A 17253-nucleotide genomic window follows, 5' to 3' on the forward strand; every position below is an offset into this window, starting at 1 on the left:
AGATTTTGCTGAAGTAATCAAAAAAAGGGTGCTCAGGCTGTTGCCCGCACTAAAGGTAATAATTCGTCCATTTTCTTTTCGACTGCCTGCGCGCCTGCGGTAATGGCCGCTTCAGCACGATGGAAATCGAGCGTTGAAATTTGTGGACAAAAAGGTTGAATCAATATATCCGGCGGGTCACCCGCCATTCGATTACGCTTCAGGCGATTTTCCAACACCTGAATCGACGTCGTCATGATTTCCATGGCGGTTGGCGCAGCAACCAGCTTGCGGGTGGTTCGCGTGAAACGTCCTCGCAGGCGTTTATGCCACGCGAGATCCTCCAGAGCGGACTCATCCGATTGGGTGTTAACCGGCATCAGATCCTGCTGCATCAGGTGGGCATCATGTTGGAGATCGACGGCAATCACGATATCGGCCCCCATCGCACGGGTCAGTGAAATGGGAACAGGATTCACAACGCCGCCGTCAACCAGCCAGTAACCGTTGTGCGGAACCGGCGCCATAAGACCCGGCATACTGCAGGAGGCACGGACGGCAAGATGAATATCGCCTTCGGTAAACCAGATCTCTCTGCCGGTGCTGAGGTTGGTTGCAACCGCACCGAAAGGCATCTGACAGCTGGAGAATTCGGTCAGGGGCATCACCTGGCGAAAACGGTTAAAGACGCGCTCTCCGCGTAATAACCCGCCACGTTGCCAGGAGAGATCCATCAGGCGCAGGACGTCCCAGTAGCTAAACGATCGTACCCAGGTTTCCAGCTCGGGAAGCTTGCCACACGAGTATGCGGCTCCCACCAGTGAACCTATTGAACAGCCTGCAACAATATCAATTTCGATACCCAAACGTTGTAAGGCGTTGATCACACCAATATGCGACCAGCCCCGGGCTGCACCTGAGCCCAATGCCAGTCCAATTTTTACTTTTCTCATTAGCCCTGTTTAGCGTCCCCTGGATTCCTGCATAGCGTCATTGCGACCGCTCAGTTAACATAGTGCCACCCTGGCGTTATACGCCATTCATTTTTTAATTTCAGGAAGAGAATCGTGTCTCAACTCTGTCCCTGCGGTAGCGCACTCGAGTATAGCCTATGTTGCCAACGATATCTTAACGGTGAGCAGGTTGCACCGGACCCGGCATCACTTATGCGCTCCCGATATGCCGCTTTTGTGACGCGGGACCCAGACTACCTGATCAAGACCTGGCATCCATCCTGCCATGCTACTGATTTTCGTCAGGAGATCGAGGCCGGATTTGCAAATACGCAGTGGCTCGGCCTCACTCAGTACGAAACGGCAGCAGGCCGGGATGAAAACGAGGGGTTCGTCAGTTTTGTTGCGCGCTTTACCGAGCAAGGAAGAGCGGGCGCGATCATCGAACGCTCGCGTTTCTTAAAGGAGGGTGGAGAGTGGTACTATATTGACGGCACGCGTCCACAGTTTGGCCGTAATGACCCCTGCCCTTGTGGTTCAGGCAAAAAATTTAAAAAGTGTTGCGGGCAATAAGGCCTGACAACACGGTTCAAGCAAACACGTAAGGATTTTCCGGCAATGCAATCAACACAACGTAAAGTGCTGCGCACCATTTGTCCCGACCAGAAAGGGCTGATCGCCCGTATCACCAATATTTGCTACAAACATGAACTGAATATCGTGCAGAACAACGAGTTTGTTGATCACCGTACCGGCCGCTTCTTTATGCGTACCGAGCTGGAAGGGATCTTCAATGACGCGACGTTGCTTGCCGATCTGGACGGCGCGCTCCCGGAAGGTTCCGTGCGTGAACTGAACCCCGCCGGTCGCCGCCGGGTGGTGATCCTGGTTACCAAAGAGGCCCACTGTTTGGGCGACCTGCTGATGAAAGCCAACTATGGCGGGCTGGATGTTGAGATCGCCGCGGTCATTGGTAACCACGAGACGCTGCGTACGCTGGTTGAGCGTTTTGATATTCCGTTTGAGCTGGTCAGCCATGAAGGCCATACCCGCGAAGAGCATGACAATTTAATGGCGCAGGCCATCGAAGCGCATAACCCGGATTACGTGGTGCTGGCGAAATATATGCGCGTCCTGACGCCGTCATTTGTTGCCCGCTTCCCGAATAAGATTATCAACATTCACCACTCGTTCCTGCCGGCCTTTATCGGCGCGCGTCCTTATCACCAGGCGTACGAACGCGGCGTGAAAATCATCGGCGCAACGGCACACTACGTGAATGACAATCTGGATGAAGGTCCAATCATCATGCAGGATGTGATTCATGTCGATCACACCTACACGGCGGAAGATATGATGCGTGCCGGCCGCGACGTTGAAAAAAATGTCTTAAGCCGTGCGCTGTATCAGGTGCTGGCGCAGCGCGTCTTTGTCTACGGTAACAGAACGATTATTCTTTAATTCTTTATAAAATGAATTGATTAGCTTTGCGTCTTTATGCGTAAAAATCAGGCAAACGATTCATTTATGCAAAGGAAGTCTTTACAGGGGCGCGTCATTTGATATGATGCGCCCCGCTTCCCACAAGGAAGCAGGCCAGTAAAAGCATTACCCCGTGGTGGGGTTCCCGAGCGGCCAAAGGGAGCAGACTGTAAATCTGCCGTCATCGACTTCGAAGGTTCGAATCCTTCCCCCACCACCATTATTCACCACAGCGATGTGGTAATACCGATGAGATGTAGCGATGTTTGCACTTATCGGAAAGGGTGAGAACCTTCGATGAAGGTCCGAGTCGAGCGAAAGCGAGACAACGTTGCCAAAGGCAACGGCCCGAAGGGTGAGGAGCGAAGCGACGAATAATCCTTCCCCCACCACCATCTTCAAGTTTCACCTCAAAATCTGAATTACCCCTGGTGGGGTTCCCGAGCGGCCAAAGGGAGCAGACTGTAAATCTGCCGTCACAGACTTCGAAGGTTCGAATCCTTCCCCCACCACCATCACTTTTCTCAAAAAACAATCCAAAAAAGAGTGATATTCTTCCGGTTCCGCGCACCAGTTTTCCCCGGTGGCGCTACGCTTACCGGGGCTACAAAACCGCACCATACCCGTAGGCTGGGTAAGGCGCAGCCGCCACCCGGCAAAATAACCGCACTACATCCGTAGGCCGGGTAAGGCGCAGCCGCCACCCGGCGAAATCCCTTACAACGGGGGCAACCGACGGGTCACCGGTGAACTCTTCACAATCGACGTATTGCACTGCGCATGTTCTGCCAGTCCATCCAGCAACGTATCCAGTTGCTCGATGGAGCGCACCACCAGCCGGATAACGAAACAGTCCTCGCCGGTCACTTTGTCGCTTTCAATACACTCGGGCATCTGCTGGATGTATTTATCCACTTTATGCAATAACCCCGGTAACGGTCGCACGCGCACCAGCGCCTGCAGCGTGTAACCCAGTGCGGCCAGGTTTACCCGCGCGCCATACCCCTGAATTATGCCCCGCTCCTCCAGCCGTTTTAAACGCTCTGCCGTACTGGGTGACGTGAGCCCAACCCGGGCGCTTAACACCTTCAGCGACATACGCGCATCCTCTACCAGACAGCGCAGAATATGACGGTCGATCTCATCGATAAGGTAATCCATAGCATTCACCTAATTTATAAAACTAAACCTCTTCTTTTACCTTAATTCAGCGCTGTTAAACCGGACACAGTTTTTTAACAATAGAGGCAATAATCAGGAGGTGTACGATGCGCGACATTCAAAAAGGCGTCTGGCAGATGAGCCTGGCGATGCTGATATCCGGCTCTATCGGGGCTTTTGTGTTGCTTTCCGGCTTGCCGGTTACTGACGTGGTGTTCTGGCGCTGTCTGATCGGCGCCATTTCGCTGTTTCTTTTTATTCGTTTGAGTAAACGCCCTTTTAGCCCGTTAACCAAAGTGACCCTGGGTCTGGCCATTCTTGGCGGCATTGCGCTGGTCATTAACTGGCTGCTGCTCTTTGCCGCGTTCGAACGTATCTCCATCGGACTTTCGACGGTGGTCTATAACACCCAGCCCTTTATGCTGGTGTTGATGGGCATGCTGATGGGCGAGCGGGTGAGTCTGGTGAAATGGGGCTGGCTGTTCCTCGCCTTTGGCGGGGTGGTGATTTTGCTCTCCAGCGAGCTGACCGGCGGACACAGTGCACAATGGCTTTCGGGGATCGGCCTCGCGCTGGGTGCCGCTTTCTTTTACGCCCTCACTGCCATTATCACACGCAAATTACAGACCATTGCACCGCAGCACATCGCCTTTATCCAGGTGTTAACCGGCGTGGTGATGCTGCTGCCGCTGGCGCATATGCCGACCTTCTCCAGCGATTTCCCGTGGGCGATTCTGCTGACGCTGGGCGTCGTGCACACGGGGGTGATGTATCAACTGCTGTACAGCGCCATTCAGAAGCTCCCTACCCCCATCATCGGCTCGCTGTCATTTATCTATCCGGTCGTCGCGCTGATTGTCGACAACCTGGTGTTCGGGCACGCGCTCAGCCTCACCCAGCTGGCTGGCGGAGCGCTGATTCTGTTTGCCGCGGCGGGTAATAACCTCGGCTGGGGCGAAAAAAAACCCCGCCAGAGCGGGGTTGAGATGAAAACGGCGGATTAGCGACGGGCGCGCACAATCTGGTATTTGCGCGTCATGTACTCCACCGGCGCGCTCCAGATATGCACCAGACGGGAGAACGGGAACAGCAGGAACAGCGTCATGCCCAGCACCAGGTGCACGCGGAAGATAAACGCCACGCCGTCCAGATGCTCAGACGCACCGCCATGGAAGGTCACTACCGACTGTGCCCAACCCACCAGCTTCAGCATTTCGCTGCCGTCCATATGCTGAGCCGAGAACGGAATGGTCAACAGACCCAGCGCGCACTGCACCATCAGCAGGGTGAGGATCAGGATATCCGCCCCGGTGGTGGTGGCGCGAACGCGCGGGCTGAACAGACGACGCTTCAGCAGCATCAGGCCGCCAACCAGGGTCATCAGGCCGCAGGCACCGCCGGCAATCATCGCCATCTTCTGCTTCACGTCCATCGGCAGGAAGGATTCATACATCCAGTGCGGGGTCAGCATTCCGAGGAAGTGACCGGCAAAAATCCCCAGGATCCCGAAGTGGAACAGGTTGGATGCCATGTTCATCCCTTTGCGATCCAGCATCTGGCTGGAGGCGGCGCGCCAGGTGTACTGGCCGTAGTCGTAACGCAGCCAGCTACCAATCAGAAATACCGAACCCGCAATGTACGGATAGATATCGAAGAAGAACATATTCAGGAAGTGCATTATTGCTGTCCTCCGTTAGAGATATTCAAATATTGCGGGGCAACGGCACCGGCAAAACGACGCTGGTGAGCAGAGATTTCCGACTCGCCGCAGCTCTGATCTGCAAAGAACTTCACCTGCTCCTCTTCCCAGACCGCATCCAGCGCCTGTGGGGTGTCGTCGCGCGCTTCATCGGCGATTTTCTCCGCCACTTTTTCACTGTCGACCGAGGCGTTAGCCAGCTTCACCAGCAGTTCGAACAGCACCGCATAGCGGCTTTCACGCTGTTGCAGACGCGCGCTCAGCAAGGCCAGAATCGGGGCGATATCCTGCAGGCCGCCCAGCGCCTCTTCTTTTGGCAGCTGCGCCAGATACTCCAGGTAGAGCGGCAGATGATCCGGCAGCTCGCGGCTGTCGAGATGCAGGCCGTGCTGCTCATACTGGGCCATTAAGTCCACCATCGCCTGACCGCGATCGCGGGACTCGCCGTGAACGTGTTCAAACAGCAGCAGCGAGGTGGCGCGGCCCCGGTCGAACAGCTGGCTGTAGTCAGACTGCGCATCCAGCAGATCGCGCGCTAACAGATCGCGGAGGAAAACGCCCAGTTTCTGGGCATCCTCTTTATCCAGGTTTTCCGATGACGCGAGTGCATCGAAGAGTTCCTGTTGATGCTGCGCCAGCGCAGCATCCGGGTACTCGAGCAGACGCGAAACAATGACGAGTTCAATCATTGGTGCGGCTCCGTTTTGCTGGTCACATCCATCGCGTCGATGCGGCGGCTGTTGAACAGGTTGAATTTGTTGTCTGAACCGTGGCAACCGTCGCCGAAGGTAAAGCCACACCCGCTTTTCTCCGGGAAGGCTTCACGCGCTAGCTCACGGTGGCTGCTCGGCACCACGAAACGGTCTTCGTAGTTGGCAATCGCCAGGTAGCGGTACATCTCCTGGGCCTGGGCTTCGCTTAAGCCCACCTCTTCCAGCGCGCGGGTATCGATGACGCCGTCAACGGTTTCCGCACGTTTGAAGTGGCGCATCGCCAGCATACGTTTCAGCGCCAGCAGTACCGGCTGGGTATCCCCTGCGGTGAGCAGGTTCGCCAGGTACTGAACCGGAATACGCAGGCTTTCGACATCCGGCAGGATACCGTTGCTGCCCAGCTCACCGGCATCCGCCGCGGACTGAATTGGCGACAGAGGCGGCACATACCAGACCATCGGCAATGTACGGTATTCCGGATGCAGCGGCAGAGCCAGCTTCCAGTCCATCGCCATTTTGTAGACCGGCGACTGCTGCGCGGCGTCGATCACGCTCTGCGGAATACCGTCCTTCAGCGCCTGAGCGATCACCTTCGGATCGTTCGGATCGAGGAACACATCCAGCTGACGCTGATAGAGATCTTTCTCGTTTTCGGTGCTGGCCGCGTTCTCAATCGCGTCCGCGTCATAGAGCAGTACGCCGAGGTAGCGAATACGGCCTACGCAGCTTTCGGAGCAGACGGTTGGCATCCCGGCTTCGATGCGCGGGTAGCAGAAGATGCACTTCTCGGACTTACCGCTCTTCCAGTTGAAGTAGATCTTTTTGTACGGGCAGCCGGTGATGCACATACGCCAGCCGCGGCACTTGTCCTGGTCGATCAGCACGATGCCATCTTCTTCACGCTTGTAGATGGCACCGCTCGGGCAGGTGGCGACACACGCCGGGTTGAGGCAGTGTTCGCACAGGCGCGGCAGGTACATCATGAAGGTGTTTTCGAACTGGCCGTACATCGCCTTCTGCATGTTTTCGAAGTTCTGGTCTTTGGCGCGTTTTTCGAACTCGCCGCCCAGAATCTCTTCCCAGTTTGGCCCGCTGGTGATCTTGTCCATGCGCTGACCGGTGATCAGCGAGCGTGGACGGGCGATCGGCTGATGTTTACTCTCCGGCGCGTTGTGCAGGTTCTGGTAGTCAAAATCAAACGGCTCGTAGTAATCATCGATGCCCGGCAGGTGCGGGTTAGCGAAGATTTTACCCAGCAGCAGCGCGCGGTTACCCATGCGCGGCTGCAGCTTGCCGTTGATTTTACGGATCCAGCCGCCCTTCCACTTCTCCTGGTTTTCCCAGTCGGTCGGGAAGCCGGTGCCCGGCTTGCTTTCCACGTTGTTGAACCAGGCGTATTCCATCCCTTCCCGGCTGGTCCAGACGTTTTTACAGGTGACCGAGCAGGTGTGACAGCCGATGCATTTATCCAGATTCAGCACCATGCCGACTTGTGAACGAATTTTCATTTTACGCTCTCCTGTACCTGGTCATTACCTTCGCCGTCTAACCAGTTAATATTCTTCATCTTACGTACCACCACGAACTCATCGCGGTTCGATCCTACGGTGCCGTAGTAGTTAAAGCCGTAGGCCAGCTGCGCATAGCCACCGATCATGTGGGTCGGCTTCGGCGTAATACGGGTCACGGAGTTGTGGATCCCGCCGCGCTGCTCGGTGATCTCGGACCCCGGCAGGTTCACGATGCGTTCCTGCGCGTGGTACATCATGGTCATCCCGGCCGGTACGCGCTGGCTCACCACCGCACGCGCCGTCAGGGCACCGTTGCTGTTGAACACTTCGATCCAGTCGTTATCTTCGATACCCAGATCTTTGGCGTCCGCTTCGCTCATCCAGACAATCGGGCCACCGCGTGACAGAGTCAGCATCAGCAGGTTGTCGCTGTAGGTGGAGTGGATACCCCACTTCTGGTGCGGCGTCAGGAAGTTCAGCGCCTTTTCCGGGTTGCCGTTCGATTTCGCGCCCATCACGGCCTTCACCGAGCGGGTGTCGATTGGCGGACGGTACACCAGCAGGCTTTCACCGAAGTCGCGCATCCACTGGTGATCCTGATACAGCGACTGACGACCGGACAGGGTACGCCATGGGATCAGCTCGTGAACGTTGGTGTAACCCGCGTTGTAAGAGACATGCTCATCTTCGAGGCCAGACCAGGTCGGGCTGGAGATAATCTTGCGCGGCTGCGCCTGGATATCGCGGAAGCGAATTTTCTCGTCTTCTTTGTTCAGCGCCAGATGGGTATGGTCGCGACCGGTGAATTCACTCAGCGCTTCCCAGGCCTTCACGGCAACCTGGCCGTTGGTTTCCGGCGCCAGGGTCAGAATCATTTCTGCCGCATCAATCGCCGTATTCAGCATTGGCTGGCCTTTCGCCGGGCCGTCCGCTTTGGTGTAGTTGAGCTTGCGCAGCAGATCCATTTCGCTCTGGGTGTTCCAGGCGATCCCTTTCCCGCCGTTACCGATTTTCTCCATCAGCGGGCCGATAGAGGTAAAGCGTTCGTAAGTGGCCGGGTAGTCACGTTCAACCGGAATGATGTGCGGCGCGGTCACGCCCGGGATCAGGTCGCACTCGCCTTTTTTCCAGTCCTTCACGTCCAGCGGCTGCGCCAGTTCGGCGGCGGAGTCGTGCTGGATGGGCAGCGTCACCACGTCGGTCTCTTTGCCGAGGTGCCCTACGCAGACTTCGGAGAATTTCTTCGCGATGTCTTTGTAGATATCCCAGTCGCTTTTCGATTCCCACGCCGGGTCAACGGCCGCAGAGAGCGGATGAATAAACGGATGCATATCCGAGGTATTCATGTCGTCTTTTTCGTACCAGGTCGCGGTTGGCAGCACGATATCGGAGTAGAGACAGGTGCTGGAGAGACGGAAGTCGAGGGTCACCACCAGATCAAGCTTGCCGTCGAGACCGTTGTCTTTCCACTCCACCTCTTCCGGCTTCACGCCGCCCTGCTTGCCGAGATCTTTGCCCTGAATGCCGTTTTCGGTACCGAGCAGGTATTTCAGCATGTACTCGTGCCCTTTACCGGACGAGCCCAGCAGGTTGGAGCGCCAGATGAACAGGTTACGCGGATGGTTTTTACCGTTTTCCGGCTGTTCTGCCGCGAAACGGATGGAACCCTCTTTCAGGGATTTGACGGTGTAATCCACCGGGGTCATGCCCGCTTTCTTCGCCGCTTCTGCAATGCGCAGCGGGTTGGTTCCCAGCTGTGGCGCAGAGGGCAGCCAGCCCATGCGTTCAGCGCGGACGTTGAAGTCGATCAGGTGACCGCTGTAGCGGGATTTATCCGCCATCGGCGACAGCAATTCCTGCGCGGTAACCGTCTCGTAGCGCCACTGGCTGGAGTGGTTATAGAAGTAGGAGGTGCTGTTCATGTGACGCGCCGGACGCTGCCAGTCAAGGGCAAACGCCAGCGGCTGCCAGCCGGTCTGCGGACGCAGTTTTTCCTGGCCCACATAGTGTGCCCAGCCGCCGCCGCTCTGACCCACGCAGCCGCAGAAGATCAGCATGTTGATCAAACCGCGATAGTTCATATCGAGGTGATACCAGTGGTTCAGACCGGCACCGACGATGATCATTGAACGACCGTGGGTCTTATCGGCGTTATCGGCAAACTCACGTGCGGTACGGATAATCTGCGCCCGTGGAACGCCGGTGATCTGCTCCGCCCAGGCTGGGGTGTAGGCTTTTACGTCGTCATAGCTGGTAGCGCAGTTTTCATCACCGAGACCGCGCTCCAGACCGTAGTTGGCCAGGGTCAGGTCGTAAACAGTGGTGACCAGTGCGGTTGAGCCGTCGGCGAGTTGCAGGCGTTTCACCGGCAGTTTGTGCATCAGGACGTTCTGCAGCTCCACCTTGTTGAAGTGCTCGGAGCCTTCGCCGCCGAAATACGGGAAGCCAACATCGGCGATCTCGTCCTGGCTGCCCAGCATGCTGAGGCGCAGTTCGGTCTCTTCGCCCGTCGTGCCGTTACGCTGCTCGAGGTTCCATTTACCCTTCTCGCCCCAGCGGAAACCAATTGAACCGTTCGGTGCAACCAGCTCGCCATTGCTGTTACAGGCAACGGTTTTCCACTCCGGATTGTTTTCCTGGCCCAGCGCATCCACCAGATCGGCGGCACGCAGCATGCGGCCTGCGGCATAGTAGCCGTCACGCTCTTCGAGCATGACCAGCATCGGCATGTCGGTGTAACGACGCACGTAGTCGGTAAAGTACTGGCTTGGCTTGTCGACGTGGAACTCACGCAGCATGACGTGGCCCATTGCCAGCGCCATGGCCGCATCGGTACCCTGCTTCGGCGCCAGCCACAGATCGCAGAGCTTGGCAATTTCGGCATAGTCCGGGGTCACGGCTACGGTTTTGGTGCCTTTGTAACGCACTTCGGTAAAGAAGTGGGCGTCCGGGGTACGGGTCTGCGGCACGTTAGAGCCCCAGGCGATGATGTAGCTGGAGTTGTACCAGTCGGCAGATTCCGGAACGTCGGTCTGCTCACCCCAGGTCTGCGGAGAGGCAGGCGGCAGGTCGCAGTACCAGTCGTAGAAGCTCAGGCAGGTGCCGCCGATCAGCGACAGATAACGCGCGCCAGAGGCGTAGGAGACCATCGACATCGCCGGGATTGGCGAGAAGCCTGCCACGCGGTCCGGGCCGTAGGTTTTCACGGTATAGACGTTGGAAGCGGCAATCAGCTCATTCACTTCCTGCCAGGAGGAACGTACAAAGCCGCCGCGGCCGCGAGCCTGTTTGAAGCTCTTCGCTTTGTCGGCGTCTTCGATAATAGAGGCCCAGGCCAGAACCGGATCGCTGTGCTGCGCTTTCGCTTCACGCCACATCTTCATCAGGCGTTTACGCATCAGCGGGTATTTCAGGCGGTTAGCGCTGTAGAGATACCAGGAGTAGCTGGCGCCACGCGGGCAGCCGCGCGGTTCGTGGTTTGGCATATCCGGGCGGGTGCGCGGGTAGTCGGTCTGCTGCATTTCCCAGGTCACCAGACCATTTTTGACGAAAATCTTCCAGCTACAGGAGCCGGTGCAGTTTACGCCGTGGGTCGAACGTACGACTTTGTCATGTTGCCAGCGCTGACGGTAACCGTCTTCCCAGTCCCGGTTAGTCTCCAGAACCTGGCCGTGCCCATCGGCAAATGTTTCGCCCTTCTGTTTGAAGTAGCGAAACCGGTCCAAAAATTTGCTCATCGGGTATCTCCTGTATGGAGCCTGTGGCTCTCTAAATCGACATTGCTGATTTGCAGCGAAGGTAACGCTCTGAAAGAGGAGGAGAATTGATAACGATCAAGGGGAGTTGGGGATGTTCAGAAGGGGAAATTTTCGACTACCACCAAAGCGGTACAGAATATAATAATGTAACTTCCTGTTTTATATGGTCATTATTTATTTATCCTACAAAAGCGCGCGTAACATTTAACCCCAGCGGTATTAAGGGGTAGGTAAGCCTGATTAGCGATGGCGATCACAGTGGCCGCATGCTAACAGCGGCACATGCTTTAAGTATGTTGTAACTAAGTACAGGGCAAAAAAAGCGCGGCACCAGGCCGCGCAAACGGATAATCAAACTTACTTTTTATTAGAATTCCGTCCGTATACCAGCCAGGTGACAAACACGCAGACGATATAGAAAATCAGGAACACCTTCATCGCACCCGCCGGCGAACCGGTCAGATCCAGCGAGATACCAAAGGCTTTAGGAATAAAGAACCCGCCAATCGCGCCGATCGCTGAGATAAAGCCCAGCGCGGCTGCGGTGTCGGTAGCCGCCTCACGCATCGCCTGCTGCTCACTGCCGCCCTGCGCTTTAACGCGATCCATCGTCAGTTTACGGAAGATCACCGAAATCATCTGGAAGGTGGAAGCACTCCCCAGCCCGGCGGTCAGGAACAGCACCATAAAGACCGCGAAGAAGGCGCCGAAGTTGCCGCCCACACCGTTTACCGGCAGGGTCATAAACAGCAGGGCACAGAAGAGAGCCATCACCACAAAGTTCACCAGCGTCACGCGGGTACCGCCCAGACGGTCAGAGATCATCCCGCCGGTAGAGCGTGCCAGGGCGCCAATAAACGGCCCGAAGAAGGCGTAGTGCAGGATCTGCACATCCGGGAACTGGGTTTTGGACAGCATCGCAAACCCGGCAGAGAAGCCGATAAACGAGCCGAACGTTGCCAGATAGAGCAGCGCCATGATCCACAGGTGAGCGCGCTTCAGCACCGGCAGCTGTTCGCTGAGCGACGCTTTCGATGCCGCCAGGTCGTTCATGCCAAACCATGCCGCCAGGGTAAAGACCACCAGGAACGGCACCCAGATCCACGCGGCGTTCTGCAGGAACAGCAGCGAGCCGTCGGCCTGTTCAACGCCAGCGCCACCAAACGCGGCGAAAATAGAGACCGAGATCGCCAGCGGCGCAATCAGCTGCATTACGCTGACGCCCATGTTGCCCAGGCCGCCGTTGATCCCCAGCGCCCCGCCCTGCTTCTGTTTCGGGAAGAAGAAGCTGATGTTCGCCATGCTGGAGGCAAAGTTTGCCCCTGCAAAGCCGCACAGCAGAGAGATGATCACGAAGGTGCTAAACGGTGTAGAGGTATCCTGTACCGCAAAGCCCAGCCAGACGCACGGGATGATCATGATGCCGGTACTGAACGCGGTCCAGCGGCGTCCGCCGAACACCGGTACCATAAAGGCATAAGGAACACGCAGCAGTGCGCCGGAGAGCGCAGGCAGCGCGGTTAACATAAACAGCTGGTCGGTGGTAAACTTGAAGCCCACTTTCGGCAGGTTAACAGCGACGGCGCTGAACAACATCCAGACGCAGAACGCCAGCAGCAGACAGGGAACGGAAATCCACAGATTACGACTTGCTACACGTTGGCCGCGCTGTTGCCAGAACGCCGGATCTTCCGGACGCCACTCGGTAATGACTGCGCCAGAATCCCTTTCGGGGGTAGTAGAGTGACTCATAGACACCTCTGATTCTTAAAAGTTGCCACAAAGATCAGGGTTTTAAGCCGACAGGAAGTTGATATAAATCAATGGGAAGGTGAGCAATTTTATGGCCCGAAAATCGCTATCCTCCAAAGTGAGTAGCGCTTTTCAGTGAAAAAGGTGTGGTTTTTCACGGTACTGCTTCCCCCGCTTACCCCTCTCCTCCCATTCACCTCTCCAATGGCAATTAGTAGGTAATCCTTTTGAGGTATGGGTATACTCCAGGGGTTGCCTGAGAATAGAGCCCTTGCCGAGTCCAGGCATTGTCAGGAGCCAGACTGCCCTATGTTTAAACGCTGTTTTTCACCACTCACGCTGGTTAACCAACTGGTGCTGATTGTCATGCTGTCTACCGGGATCGGGGTGACAGGGATGGCGATCTCCGGCTGGCTGGTTCAGGGCGTTCAAGGCAGCGCACACGCCATTAATAAGGCCGGTTCACTGCGTATGCAGAGCTACCGCCTGCTGGCGGCCATCCCCCTGGAAGCCAAAGACCAGGCGTTACTCGATGAAATGGAAGCGACGGCGTTCAGCCCCGAACTGGAAATCGCTGCCCGCCGCGATCGTCAGCAGGCGCAGCTGAAGGCCCTGCAGACTTACTGGCATACCCAGTTAATGCCCGGGCTGCGACAGGCGCGTAATCCGGATGCGGTAGCCCAGGATGTCTCCGGCTTTGTCAGCCGTCTGGATACTCTGGTTTCGGCGTTCGATCACAGCACCGAGCTGCGTATCGGCAGGGTGGTACTGCTGCAGCAGGTGATGGCGGTCTTTATGGGGCTGCTGCTGGTCTTCACCATCCTCTGGCTGCGCGCCCGGCTTCTGCACCCCTGGCGCCAGCTGCTGGCGATGGCTCGCGCCGTGACCCAGCGTGATTTTACCCAGCGCGCCCACATCAACGGACGCAATGAGATGGCGATGCTCGGCGAGGCGCTGAACACCATGTCCGGCGAGCTGGCTGAGAGTTATGCGGTGCTGGAACAGCGCGTGCGCGAAAAAACTGCCGGGCTGGAGCAGAAAAACGAGATCCTCTCCTTCCTTTGGCAGGCCAACCGCCGCCTGCACTCCCAGGTGCCCCTGTGCGAGCGCCTCTCGCCGGTGCTTAACGGCCTGCAGAATCTGACCCAGCTGCACGACATCGAATTGCGCGTATACGACCTGGAAGATGAAGAGAATCATCAGGAATTTACCTGTCAGTCGGATGCCAGCTGCGATGAAATTGGCTGTCGCCTCTGCCCGCGCGGCCTGCCGCCGCTGACCACCAGCGGGACCACCCTGAAGTGGCGCCTGGCGGATAACCTGACGCAGTACGGCATTTTACTGGCGACGCTGCCCGCCGGACGTCATCTCAGCCACGATCAGCAGCAGCTGGTCGATACGCTGGTGGAGCAGCTGACCGCGACCCTGGCCCTCGACCGCCATCAGGAAAAACAGCAGCAGCTGATTGTGATGGAAGAGCGCGCCACCATTGCCCGCGAATTGCATGACTCCATCGCCCAGTCGCTCTCCTGCATGAAGATGCAGGTCAGCTGTCTGCAGATGCAGGACACGGATCTGCCGGAGAGCAGCAAGCAGCTGCTGAGCCAGATCCGCAACGAGCTGAACACCTCCTGGATACAATTGCGTGAACTGCTGACCACCTTCCGCCTGCAATTGACGGAGCCTGGCCTGCGTCCGGCGCTGGAGGCCAGCTGTCAGGAGTTTAGCGCCCGGCTCGGCTTTACCGTCTCACTGGACTATCAGCTGCCGCCCCGTTTCGTACCCTCTCACCAGGCTATTCATCTGCTGCAGATCGCCCGGGAGGCCTTAAGCAATGCGCTGAAACACGCCGGGGCGACGGCGGTGTCGCTCACCGTGAGCCAACATGAAAACCAGGTCAGACTGGTGGTGCGTGACAACGGCTGCGGGATCCCGGAAAACGCCGAACGCAGCAACCACTATGGTCTGATTATTATGCGAGACCGCGCACAAAGCCTGCGTGGAGATTGTCAGGTCCGCCGAAGTGAATCGGGCGGAACTGACGTTATCGTCACCTTTATTCCCGAAAAGCCTCTTTTCACTGCTCAAGGAGAACACCATGTCTAATCAGGAGCCCGCTACAATCCTGTTGATCGACGACCATCCGATGCTGCGCACCGGTGTTAAACAACTTATCAGCATGGCGTCGGATATCACCGTCGTGGGCGAAGCCAGCAACGGGGAACAGGGTATTGAACTGGCCGAAGCGCTCGATCCTGATTTGATCCTGCTCGACCTGAATATGCCCGGCATGAACGGCCTCGAAACCCTCGATAAGCTGCGCGAGAAAACGCTCTCCGGGCGCGTGGTGGTCTTCAGCGTCTCCAACCATGAAGAGGATGTGGTCACCGCCCTGAAACGCGGCGCCGATGGCTACCTGTTAAAAGACATGGAGCCGGAAGATCTGCTGAAATCGCTGCAACAGGCGGCGGCTGGTGACATGGTGTTGAGCGAAGCGTTAACCCCGGTGCTGGCGGCCAGCCTGCGCGCCAACCGTGCCACCTCCGATCGCGACGTGAGCCAGTTGACCCCGCGCGAGCGCGATATCCTGAAGCTCATCGCCCAGGGGTTGCCAAACAAGATGATCGCCCGCCGTCTGGACATCACCGAAAGCACGGTCAAAGTCCATGTGAAGCATATGCTGAAGAAGATGAAGCTGAAGTCACGGGTCGAAGCGGCGGTCTGGGTACACCAGGAGCGCATTTTCTGAGTTTACTCGTCCGGCAGCAGCGTCCAGCGCGGATCCTCCTCTGGCAGCGCCAGTAGCGGCTCCGTCAGGGCAAGCGTGATCTCATTGGAAGAGACACGCTGCCCCGCTTCATCTTCCACCACCACCGACAACCGCCAGCGGTTGCTTGCCCCCTCACTGCTATCCCACGCCGGCAGGATAATGCTCCAGCCTTCGCTGTCACTGGCCTTCGCCGGTGAGGTCAGGCTCAGCGCCTGCGTATCGCCCTGCCAGTGCAGGGAACGCACCCCGTTACGGCTGCGAATATCCAGCTTCAGCATGACCGTTTCGCCCGGCTTGAGATCCCACGGCGGCGTCGCCAGCCATACCGAGAGCGTTTTACGCTGACGGAACTCCAGTACCGGCAGGTTCTGACGTTCAGGTGGATCGTAGCGGCTTCCCCGCAGGGAGCGGCTTTCGGCCACTTCGCTGGCGGAGAGCTGTTTTTTCAGCGGCACCCCGAAGCGGTAGTTGAGTTTCAGGCCGAGGTTGTTCTGGCTCACCCCGCTCTCCCCCTGCTTATGCCCGGCGGAAAGGGTCACCAGCGGCACCGGGGTGTAGTTCAGCCCGAGGTTGACCGCCAGCGGATTGTGGTACCCGGTGCCGGTGTGAAACAGATCCACGCTGTCGCCAAAATATTGTTCAAAGCTGATGCTGGTGTTGAGGTGATGATAAAAGGGCAGCCTGGCGTTGGCGCTGATATCGTACCCGCGCGCCATGCGCTGCTCCTGCACCTCCGAGCTGTCACGCCAGCTGGCAAACGGCTGATAGTAGTTGGCCGACAGGCGCAGGTATTCGCCCCAGGCTTCGGCGCCGAGCCCGGCGCGCTGGAGGTTTTCATCGAGCAGATTGTCATAAAAGGTGTTGTAACCCAGCAGCCATTTGCCCGCCACCCAGCGCTGGCCGATACCCGCATTGCTCACCAGACCGTCCTCCTGCTGGGTCAGGCCGAGCTGACTCCAGGTGAGGTAGTGGTTGTTATCCTGCCAGGGTATAAACCAGCTCCCCTTGCTGCCGGTGAAGCGCCCCTCGTCATTGACCAGCAGATCGACGCTGGCATTACCCCACGGCGAAAGCCAGGACTCAATGTGCTGGTTCACCTCCTGGCTGACGGCGTCCCGCACCTGGCCCAGGGCAAACTGCCGGGCCTGCTCCTCGGTGGTCAGGCCGTTGTCGGTCATGCTGGCTTCGCCGAACGCTTTCGCCATCTCCGCCAGATGCTTCTCACCTTCCCCCGTCGGGGTCGCCATGCCTAAGTCCGGCAGGCTGTCGCCATTATTATCGAACGGATTTTGCGCCTGATGGATAAACGAATTCGGGGCAGCGTGAACGGCTCCGGCATAACAGAGGAGAAGAAACAGCGAACGAATATGGGGGGAAACAACCATCACCGTCGTGTAAGGGTGCCTGTGTTGAAAGAAAACGGAGTTAACACCTTAGCGTGCCTGAGAAAAAATTTCAGCCCTAAGGTAAATTTC

Annotated in this window: 13 protein-coding genes, 2 tRNA genes and 1 other RNA gene; 8 read left to right on the plus strand and 8 right to left on the minus strand. The window is 57.3% G+C overall.

Going from position 1 to position 17253, the window contains the following annotated elements; translation table 11 throughout:
• Window positions 1-32: 32 nt before the first annotated feature.
• Window positions 33-932, minus strand: coding sequence for a patatin-like phospholipase RssA (rssA, locus tag GNG26_RS12990; RefSeq protein WP_114386533.1), 900 nt, complete (start codon window positions 930-932; stop codon window positions 33-35).
• Between the two features lie 114 nt (window positions 933-1046).
• On the opposite strand from rssA, the gene GNG26_RS12995 reads away from it, so the two are divergent.
• The 5 genes from GNG26_RS12995 (at window position 1047) to GNG26_RS13015 (ending at window position 2929) form a co-directional block, all read left to right on the plus strand.
• A complete protein-coding gene (locus GNG26_RS12995) occupies window positions 1047-1505 on the plus strand; it encodes a YchJ family protein (protein ID WP_156239041.1) in 459 nt (152 codons plus the stop codon).
• A 45-nt stretch (window positions 1506-1550) separates the two neighbouring features.
• Window positions 1551-2393: a formyltetrahydrofolate deformylase gene (purU, locus tag GNG26_RS13000; RefSeq protein ID WP_103179925.1), complete on the plus strand. Its 843-nt coding sequence runs from the start codon at window positions 1551-1553 to the stop codon at window positions 2391-2393.
• A 156-nt stretch (window positions 2394-2549) separates the two neighbouring features.
• Window positions 2550-2634 (plus strand) — tRNA-Tyr (locus GNG26_RS13005).
• Window positions 2635-2677: 43 nt separating this feature from the next.
• Window positions 2678-2809: non-coding RNA, RtT sRNA (locus tag GNG26_RS13010), on the plus strand.
• A 35-nt stretch (window positions 2810-2844) separates the two neighbouring features.
• Window positions 2845-2929 (plus strand) — tRNA-Tyr (locus tag GNG26_RS13015).
• A gap of 202 nt (window positions 2930-3131) precedes the next feature.
• On the opposite strand, the gene GNG26_RS13020 is transcribed toward GNG26_RS13015, so the two are convergent.
• Window positions 3132-3575, minus strand: a complete 444-nt coding sequence (locus GNG26_RS13020) for an Lrp/AsnC family transcriptional regulator (RefSeq protein WP_103179926.1) — start codon at window positions 3573-3575, stop codon at window positions 3132-3134.
• 107 nt (window positions 3576-3682) lie between these two features.
• Here GNG26_RS13020 and GNG26_RS13025 point away from each other — a divergent pair, with 107 nt between their 5' ends.
• Window positions 3683-4579 carry a DMT family transporter gene (locus GNG26_RS13025; RefSeq protein ID WP_156239042.1) on the plus strand — a complete coding sequence of 299 codons (897 nt, stop codon included), beginning with the start codon at window positions 3683-3685 and terminating at the stop codon, window positions 4577-4579.
• Here GNG26_RS13025 and narI read toward each other — a convergent pair.
• The 5 genes from narI to GNG26_RS13050 all read right to left on the minus strand — a co-directional run bounded on the left by narI (window position 4576) and on the right by GNG26_RS13050 (window position 13008).
• Window positions 4576-5253, minus strand: a complete 678-nt coding sequence (narI, locus tag GNG26_RS13030; protein ID WP_103179928.1) for a respiratory nitrate reductase subunit gamma — start codon at window positions 5251-5253, stop codon at window positions 4576-4578. The genes GNG26_RS13025 and narI overlap by 4 nt on opposite strands.
• Window positions 5253-5963: a nitrate reductase molybdenum cofactor assembly chaperone gene (gene narJ / locus GNG26_RS13035; protein WP_103179929.1), complete on the minus strand. Its 711-nt coding sequence runs from the start codon at window positions 5961-5963 to the stop codon at window positions 5253-5255. Before narJ ends, narI begins: the two co-directional genes overlap by 1 nt.
• Entirely contained in the window at window positions 5960-7495 is a 1536-nt protein-coding gene (gene narH / locus GNG26_RS13040) for a nitrate reductase subunit beta (RefSeq protein WP_103179930.1), read from the minus strand. The genes narJ and narH overlap by 4 nt, the downstream gene beginning before the upstream one ends.
• The gene (locus tag GNG26_RS13045) at window positions 7492-11235 is read right to left on the minus strand and encodes a nitrate reductase subunit alpha (RefSeq protein WP_156239043.1); all 3744 of its coding nucleotides are present in this window, start codon (window positions 11233-11235) and stop codon (window positions 7492-7494) included. Before GNG26_RS13045 ends, narH begins: the two co-directional genes overlap by 4 nt.
• A 378-nt stretch (window positions 11236-11613) precedes the next feature.
• Complete coding sequence (locus GNG26_RS13050; RefSeq protein ID WP_114386523.1) at window positions 11614-13008, minus strand: NarK family nitrate/nitrite MFS transporter; 1395 nt, start codon at window positions 13006-13008, stop codon at window positions 11614-11616.
• Window positions 13009-13317: 309 nt separating this feature from the next.
• Between GNG26_RS13050 and narX the strand changes: the two genes are divergently transcribed.
• Window positions 13318-15114, plus strand: a complete 1797-nt coding sequence (narX, locus tag GNG26_RS13055) for a nitrate/nitrite two-component system sensor histidine kinase NarX (RefSeq protein ID WP_114314711.1) — start codon at window positions 13318-13320, stop codon at window positions 15112-15114.
• Entirely contained in the window at window positions 15107-15757 is a 651-nt protein-coding gene (gene narL / locus GNG26_RS13060; RefSeq protein WP_103822275.1) for a two-component system response regulator NarL, read from the plus strand. Before narX ends, narL begins: the two co-directional genes overlap by 8 nt.
• A 2-nt stretch (window positions 15758-15759) precedes the next feature.
• Here narL and GNG26_RS13065 read toward each other — a convergent pair whose 3' ends face one another.
• Window positions 15760-17163, minus strand: a complete 1404-nt coding sequence (locus GNG26_RS13065; RefSeq protein ID WP_156239044.1) for a YchO/YchP family invasin — start codon at window positions 17161-17163, stop codon at window positions 15760-15762.
• Between the last annotated feature and the right edge of the window lie 90 nt (window positions 17164-17253).

Source organism: Leclercia sp. J807 (genome assembly GCF_009734465.1).
In the GTDB taxonomy this organism is placed as follows: domain Bacteria; phylum Pseudomonadota; class Gammaproteobacteria; order Enterobacterales; family Enterobacteriaceae; genus Enterobacter.

What these genes read in the sequence shown, in the direction of transcription:
- rssA (WP_114386533.1), bottom strand. Translation starts at nt 932, where the DNA reads ATGAGAAAAGTAAAAATTGGACTGGCATTGGGCTCAGGTGCAGCCCGG.
- purU (WP_103179925.1), top strand. Translation starts at nt 1,551, where the DNA reads ATGCAATCAACACAACGTAAAGTGCTGCGCACCATTTGTCCCGACCAG.
- GNG26_RS13020 (WP_103179926.1), bottom strand. Translation starts at nt 3,575, where the DNA reads ATGGATTACCTTATCGATGAGATCGACCGTCATATTCTGCGCTGTCTG.
- GNG26_RS13025 (WP_156239042.1), top strand. Translation starts at nt 3,683, where the DNA reads ATGCGCGACATTCAAAAAGGCGTCTGGCAGATGAGCCTGGCGATGCTG.
- narI (WP_103179928.1), bottom strand. Translation starts at nt 5,253, where the DNA reads ATGCACTTCCTGAATATGTTCTTCTTCGATATCTATCCGTACATTGCG.
- narJ (WP_103179929.1), bottom strand. Translation starts at nt 5,963, where the DNA reads ATGATTGAACTCGTCATTGTTTCGCGTCTGCTCGAGTACCCGGATGCT.
- narH (WP_103179930.1), bottom strand. Translation starts at nt 7,495, where the DNA reads ATGAAAATTCGTTCACAAGTCGGCATGGTGCTGAATCTGGATAAATGC.
- GNG26_RS13045 (WP_156239043.1), bottom strand. Translation starts at nt 11,235, where the DNA reads ATGAGCAAATTTTTGGACCGGTTTCGCTACTTCAAACAGAAGGGCGAA.
- GNG26_RS13050 (WP_114386523.1), bottom strand. Translation starts at nt 13,008, where the DNA reads ATGAGTCACTCTACTACCCCCGAAAGGGATTCTGGCGCAGTCATTACC.
- narX (WP_114314711.1), top strand. Translation starts at nt 13,318, where the DNA reads ATGTTTAAACGCTGTTTTTCACCACTCACGCTGGTTAACCAACTGGTG.
- narL (WP_103822275.1), top strand. Translation starts at nt 15,107, where the DNA reads ATGTCTAATCAGGAGCCCGCTACAATCCTGTTGATCGACGACCATCCG.
- GNG26_RS13065 (WP_156239044.1), bottom strand. Translation starts at nt 17,163, where the DNA reads ATGGTTGTTTCCCCCCATATTCGTTCGCTGTTTCTTCTCCTCTGTTAT.